We start from the raw sequence: 5,930 nt of genomic DNA on the forward strand, positions 1-5,930 counted from the left end.
GCTATAATCAGAGTATCGGGTATATGATGACGAGCTAACAAAATATGCTGCCAAGATGTATGCTGGATGCTCCTAACAAGGCCACTTGTTATAGATCAGGCCAAGCAGTTTTTATTGCTGATACAGCCCCAAATCATCTTCGCAGCATTGCATCACCTCCGAGAGATCCGAAAGCATTAACCGCAAGCGTGGATGCTTCTCAGGATTAGCCGCAACGTGCAGGGCCGCTGCTGTAAGCCGCAAGCTGAGATCTTCCAGGCCAAGCAAAGCAGCGCTGAAAGTTTCTGTGGTGATCGAGCAGTGGTGAGCATTGCAGAGGTGTAACTGCTGCCAGTGTTCCCCGATCTATGCAGATGTTGCGGTTGCTCGCAAAAAAATCCCCCCGTTGAGAAAGGACTCTTGAATAAGCAAGAGCTGTATTCAAAGAAAAGGCGATTCCCTTGAATACAGCTTGCTTTGGGTCTTGAGCTATGGCCCTTGGCTCTGTGGGTCTTGGGCCTAAGGCCCTTGGCCCTTTGGGTCTTAGTTCAGTACGTAGACATCACCGGTAACTGTTTCTAAGTACATATCGCCAGGGATAGAACCAGGCACTTCTGTTGGTGTGCCAGTACCWGTAAACCAACCAGTACCACGGCTACCTTGCACACCAGCAGGGCCTTCTACACCTTGAGCGCCAGCAGGGCCAACTTCACCCTGTGCACCCTGGATGCCTTGTTCACCAGCAATACCTTGGGGGCCTTGAATTGAGCCACCATCTACCCATGCTTTGGTGGTGTCATCCCATACACGCAAGCTGTCATCTGCTTGMACGATGTAGGCATCACCTTGAGCTGCACCAGCAGGYAAATCAGCAACTGTTGCTACCTGCCCGCGGAAGTTAATRCCAGTACCAGCAGCACCCTGAATACCTTGAATACCTTGTTCACCAGCAACACCCGGYTCACCTTGGGGGCCAGTTTCACCTTGAACGCCTTGGGCACCAGTTGCACCATCAGCACCAGGTAAACCCTGAACACCCATRGGGCCTTGGATACCGTCTGCGCCAGTAGGGCCTTTTAAAGAACCAGAAGCAAGCCAAGCCATAAAAAGCCGATCAGTTACAAACGCTTTTGCCGAGCTTGGGGTTAAGGCCAGTTAATACTGAKCAAATGCGGCAATAGAGGTAAATAACGCAAACTCGTAAATGAAGATCTCAGCCAAAGGACTTRCGCTRATAAAAGAGTTTGAGGGTTGCGAACTTAAAGCATATRTKTGCCCGGCTGGGGTGCTGACCATTGGCATAGGCAGTACGGGCCCCCATGTTTACGAGGGCATGWCRATTACAGAAGCAGAAGCAGAGGCGCTGCTGCTTAAAGATCTGGTGAGGTTTGAGAAAGCCGTTAATGAACTCGTAACAGCCCCCCTAAGCCAAGGCGCCTATGACGCCCTGGTGAGCTTCACTTTCAATTGTGGGGAGGGGGCGTTTGCAGACAGCACCCTGCTGCGAGAACTAAACGAAGGCAAAGATCCCAACACCACAGCCAAAACCGAGCTCCCCCGCTGGACAAATAACGGCCTAGCTGGCTTAGTTCGCCGTAGGGCCGCAGAAGTTGAGCTGTTCTGCAGCGGGGCCACAGGCCCGGAGGCCACAGGCCCGGGGGCCATCGGCCCGGGAGCTCCARCAGCAGCAAAGCCAGTTGTAAATATCAAAGCGATGCAGGCAACCCTGCTCAAAAAAGTGCCCCTGGCCGGCAGCGACTTAGAGGACGATCAGAAAGTAGAAATAGAAGCCGGGCAGGAATACAAAGGCTGCATTGTTTTAGAAGCAGCAGACGGCCATAAGCTGATTGAGCTCCCTTTCGGCCAGGGGCAATGGTGGSTGTTCCCAAGCCATTGGACTGGATTTATGGCCCCGGCAGCCGCTATAAGCGCCACTGGCCCGGTTGATCTCAAAGTTCCTTATTGGCCGCAAACCGATAATTTCACCCAATCAGAACGCACCTGCAATAGCTCCAGTTGCGCAATGGTTTTGGAGTTCTTTAARCCAGATGCCGTTACCTCAGATGATCAATACCTAAAGAAGTTGATTGATGGTGGTTACGGAGATACAACAGACCATGGAGCCCAGGGCCGYCTGCTTGCTGATTACGGCCTAAAGAGCACTTGGCATACAGATTTCAGCATTGCCGCCTTAGAGAAAGAGATTCGCGCTGGCCGCCCCGTTGTTTGCGGSATCCTGCATCGCGGTAGTGAATCAGCCCCCATTGGCGGCCACATGATTGTTGTTAGGGGCCTAACTAGCTCTGGTGATTTCAGGGTGAATGATCCCTAYGGCAGCTGCAAYGATGGCTATTCAGGGCCAGTAGAGAACGGCAATAACGCRATCTATAGCCGCAAGATGATGGCCGCYAGATGGACGCCTGATGGCCCTAATTCTGGCTGGGCGAGAACGTTTCRGCYATGAATCCACGCTTACAGCAATGGATTATCGGCTCTGCTTTTGTGTGGAGTCTTGGCATTTTGACYGCAGGTTATTTGAATGTTTTGAAACCTGACGCTGCATTTATTGCCAGCATCCTKGGCTCCACCATCGGAGCAGCRGGTATCAACTTGCGCAAAGAGGAACCACCGGCCAAGAARCTAGAAAATGATCAAAATTAACCGTAAGCAAAAGGTAATTCTGGCCGTAGGCGGTGGATTTATTGCAATGCTTTGGGGCCTGAGTTTYGTTGTTAAGCAGACAACTTGGTTAGATCGCCCGGCGATTACCTGCAATACCTYCCCAACAGCCAGCAAGGCGTATAARAAAGAAATAAAGATCTGCCTCACTGAAATAGTGACACCGTTTAATAAACTTGCAGAAGATGCAGACTATCAAATCTCGTTTTACAACCCAACTATAAATAGAAGAATAGATCTTACGAWRCGAGTTTCAATCCCATCGAAATTTAGGCAATTAACGATTCTTTGGCRTGTGCAACAYGTTCAGCTYTACRACCCAAACGGAATCATGGTGAAAAATTCCTTTGACAGATACACCAGTAACCACAGCATTTATCTTCCTATAGATGTAATCCAGCCCCTTTGGTTTTGGCTTGTTGCAGACATTAGCCAAACATACACAGAACAGCAACTTGATATTGAATCTCAAATCGATGGCACCGTAGAAAAGTTTTCACGAATAGCCGCCACAGTTACCGCCACCGGCTTAACGGCCTGGCGGTTCCTCCAAGCAGCTTCTCAGTAACTATGGATTTCAGCAAGCTTGCGCAATCACCACTTGATGGAATTGATGATATTGCGTTGCGTATTAAAAAGATCGAAGTTACGTTGATCTCAATTGACAATACGYTKAARCAACTTGCRCCTGTTATCGCTTTATTGAAGCGGTTTAAGCTGCTTTAAAGCTATCACCRGATGTTCTTGCAGCCAGTCTTGTTGGCATRCCRCTTTGAACATAAGGCATCATGTGAATGAATGCTGACCATTCAGTAGACATATGGAGATTGYAGTACTGTGGATCTTGAGAATCTTGATATGCCATATATTGAGGCCATGTAAGAGAATCAGATGCGCCAATTTTAAATGCAATCCAGATTTCAAAACCAATACTATTTTGCGCAGCTGAGAACATACTCGTAAAATGCTTACATAAATTACTGCCACTCATGCGAGTAAGRCCAGAATCACCGTCAGGCATAGTGTCAAATATATCTTCCTTTTGATCAAACTTCATTTCTCCTATTAAATTCTCGCAAGCTGGCTGACCATAAGCTCGGTTTTTTATATCATTTAAAACAGTTTGCTTCCAGTTTGGATCTTCTGTTCCATAAAAATTAGGTTGGGACTTGTAAAATCGTGCCTCCCAATCTGATCCAGCACCACCTATTTGATTCCAGGTGGGAAGATCAGTCCTGGCGACACCCTGCTCATTAGGAATAATTGTTATACCAGTAATCAGATAAGTACCATCTGAACTTACACCACTTAATTGTTTTGCATCAGGGATCTTTTCTAATAAACTTCTTATAGTTATCACCTTTAACATTGTCTTGTCATCTACTTGATTCCAATTGCCATAAGTTGGATCATCTCCGCTAACCGATACCTGCTGTGTTATTGACGGAGAATAAATACATTTTGTGCCTTGATAATCAACCCACCTTGAAGTTTGCCATCTAGAAGAAACAAGTTTTGTCTSAGCTGCATCAAGGGTGCCATCAGCTTGAACMGTTAAACCAWTTCCAGGTTTAACCGCACCGATCACAGTTTGAGTAGCAGGAACGATTGGGCCWGSWGGTCCCTGGGGCCCATCAATACCAGTAGCGCCAGCAGGGCCGATAAGGTTTTGAGTTTTACCCCAAGCCATCAAGCGAATATCAACTATTGGCTATTGCCGCCGGTTGCCTGTGCCTCATCAAGCACAWGGGAAKAMTTAATTACCMATAAGACTCCGCAACTCAGAGATGCCGTTCTGTGACCTAAGCAATCGAGAAGCGACGGTTGAATTGGAAGTAGTAGAAGGCGAGGTGCTGSAGCCGGCCGGTGCCATCTACCTGTGGCCTCCGGAGGTGGCTTGCTGCAGAGATTGAGTCACCACCGGGAAGGCCACAAGTATCGCCTTGTCCTCGGTGATAAGCGGCACGTCCAACTGTTGGGCAGTGGCAACGAACTCACAGTCATAGGCACTGCAGGTGCTGGTGCTCACCAGTTGCATCACCAGTTCTGTGCTCACCGGTTCGTTGTGAGCAGCAAGGATCTCCTCGGCCTCCTGCATTAGTTCAACGGCTTGAGAAAGGAGAAGTCGATCACGCCGCAGGTAGCCAGTGAGGACATTGCGAAATTCACTGCGCCATAGCGGCGGAGCCGCCCATTGGGGCTGCTGATCAAGAAGTGCCTCTGCCAAGTCTGTCTTGGGTCCGGGGAGTAACAAATAGGCCAGCACGTTGGTGTCTACAACGATCAAAGCCGATCTAGGCGCTTGAACTCATCGATCTGATCTGGATCAAAGCTGTGGGGTCCGAGGCTTTCCCTCAAGGCTCTAATTCTGGTTAATTGCACCTCCACAGATGGGTTTGCAGTGCCGAGGCCGGTCTCTAAACAAACAATCGCCTCGTTATTGAGGCTGCGCCTGTTGCGCTTAGCTGCAGCTGCCAGCCGGGCGTGGAGGGCATCTGGAAGGTTCTTTAGGGTAATGCTCTTGGCCATGGCAGAAAGCAGACCTCGCAACAGTTAAACCATTATAGATCCATTTTGGTTGCTAGGCAATCATGCTTTGAGTAGTAGGAACAATTGGCTCAGTAGGGCCAGCAAGATTTTGCGTTTTATCCCAGGCCACAAGCAGGTATCAACTGTTAGCTATTCTTGGCTGGCTTTGGGCCGCCACAGCAGTTTTACGGATCATCTCAGTGCTGTTGCACAGCCCAAAAGGAGATGGACTTGGGGGGCTAGCCTCGAGGGGCAGTTCAATGTTTTCGAGTGCTCGCAGCGCTGAAAATACACTGAATCGCATCAGCTGGACTTGCTTGCATTATTTATGGGCCTTGTAGTAATATTGAGCTCGGCTGGCTTACTTAAAAGATTTCAAGTTTAAACTTAATCTGATAAACCATTAAAAAAAATGCCAGTAAAATTAAATGTTTCTTTGAACCGCCTAAAAAACTTTTTATTTGGCGATCCCCTGCCTACCAGTGCCCATGAAGAGGAGCGGCTTAGCAATCCAGAAGCGCTAGCAATACTTAGTTCTGATGCTCTTTCTTCGGTGGCCTATGCCAGCCAAGAAATTGTGCTTGTTTTAAGTTTAGCTGGCGCGGCTGCCCTGCAATACACCCTACCGATCACAGCAATGATCGTGCTGTTGATGGTGATTGTTGGTGTTAGTTACAGTCAAACAATCAAGGCTTACCCGCGCGGAGGAGGTTCCTACCGGGTTTCCCACGACAACCTGGGGG

7 protein-coding genes and 2 pseudogenes are annotated in these 5,930 nt (G+C 48.7%); 5 read left to right on the forward strand and 4 right to left on the reverse strand.

Features of this window, described 5'->3' with window-relative positions; genetic code table 11:
- Positions 1-192 precede the first annotated feature (192 nt).
- Positions 193-324: a hypothetical protein gene (locus C7K08_RS16670; RefSeq protein WP_272867439.1), complete on the forward strand. Its 132-nt coding sequence runs from the start codon at positions 193-195 to the stop codon at positions 322-324.
- A gap of 198 nt (positions 325-522) precedes the next feature.
- On the opposite strand, the gene C7K08_RS12280 is transcribed toward C7K08_RS16670, so the two are convergent.
- The gene (locus tag C7K08_RS12280) at positions 523-1,083 is read right to left on the reverse strand and encodes a collagen-like domain-containing protein (protein ID WP_106500878.1); all 561 of its coding nucleotides are present in this window, start codon (positions 1,081-1,083) and stop codon (positions 523-525) included.
- 100 nt (positions 1,084-1,183) lie between these two features.
- Here C7K08_RS12280 and C7K08_RS12285 point away from each other — a divergent pair, with 100 nt between their 5' ends.
- Together C7K08_RS12285 and C7K08_RS15255 are read left to right on the forward strand one after the other, a co-directional pair.
- Positions 1,184-2,443, forward strand: coding sequence for a glycoside hydrolase family protein (locus C7K08_RS12285; RefSeq protein WP_106500879.1), 1,260 nt, complete (start codon positions 1,184-1,186; stop codon positions 2,441-2,443).
- A 546-nt stretch (positions 2,444-2,989) separates the two neighbouring features.
- Positions 2,990-3,226 carry a hypothetical protein gene (locus C7K08_RS15255; protein WP_133165255.1) on the forward strand — a complete coding sequence of 79 codons (237 nt, stop codon included), beginning with the start codon at positions 2,990-2,992 and terminating at the stop codon, positions 3,224-3,226.
- Between the two features lie 144 nt (positions 3,227-3,370).
- Here C7K08_RS15255 and C7K08_RS12300 read toward each other — a convergent pair whose 3' ends face one another.
- The 3 genes from C7K08_RS12300 to C7K08_RS12310 all read right to left on the reverse strand — a co-directional run bounded on the left by C7K08_RS12300 (position 3,371) and on the right by C7K08_RS12310 (position 5,187).
- Complete coding sequence (locus C7K08_RS12300) at positions 3,371-4,348, reverse strand: hypothetical protein (protein ID WP_106500882.1); 978 nt, start codon at positions 4,346-4,348, stop codon at positions 3,371-3,373.
- Positions 4,349-4,531: 183 nt separating this feature from the next.
- Positions 4,532-4,945, reverse strand: a complete 414-nt coding sequence (locus C7K08_RS12305) for a type II toxin-antitoxin system VapC family toxin (RefSeq protein WP_106500883.1) — start codon at positions 4,943-4,945, stop codon at positions 4,532-4,534.
- A complete protein-coding gene (locus C7K08_RS12310; protein ID WP_106500884.1) occupies positions 4,942-5,187 on the reverse strand; it encodes a FitA-like ribbon-helix-helix domain-containing protein in 246 nt (81 codons plus the stop codon). The genes C7K08_RS12305 and C7K08_RS12310 overlap by 4 nt, the downstream gene beginning before the upstream one ends.
- Positions 5,188-5,330: 143 nt before the next feature.
- Here C7K08_RS12310 and secG point away from each other — a divergent pair.
- Positions 5,331-5,572 (forward strand): annotated as a pseudogene (gene secG / locus C7K08_RS12315) (preprotein translocase subunit SecG).
- A gap of 27 nt (positions 5,573-5,599) precedes the next feature.
- Positions 5,600-5,930: pseudogene (locus C7K08_RS12320) on the forward strand (amino acid permease); the annotation flags it as partial.

It is taken from the genome of Synechococcus lacustris str. Tous (assembly GCF_003011125.1).
Lineage (GTDB): Bacteria > Cyanobacteriota > Cyanobacteriia > PCC-6307 > Cyanobiaceae > Synechococcus_D > Synechococcus_D lacustris.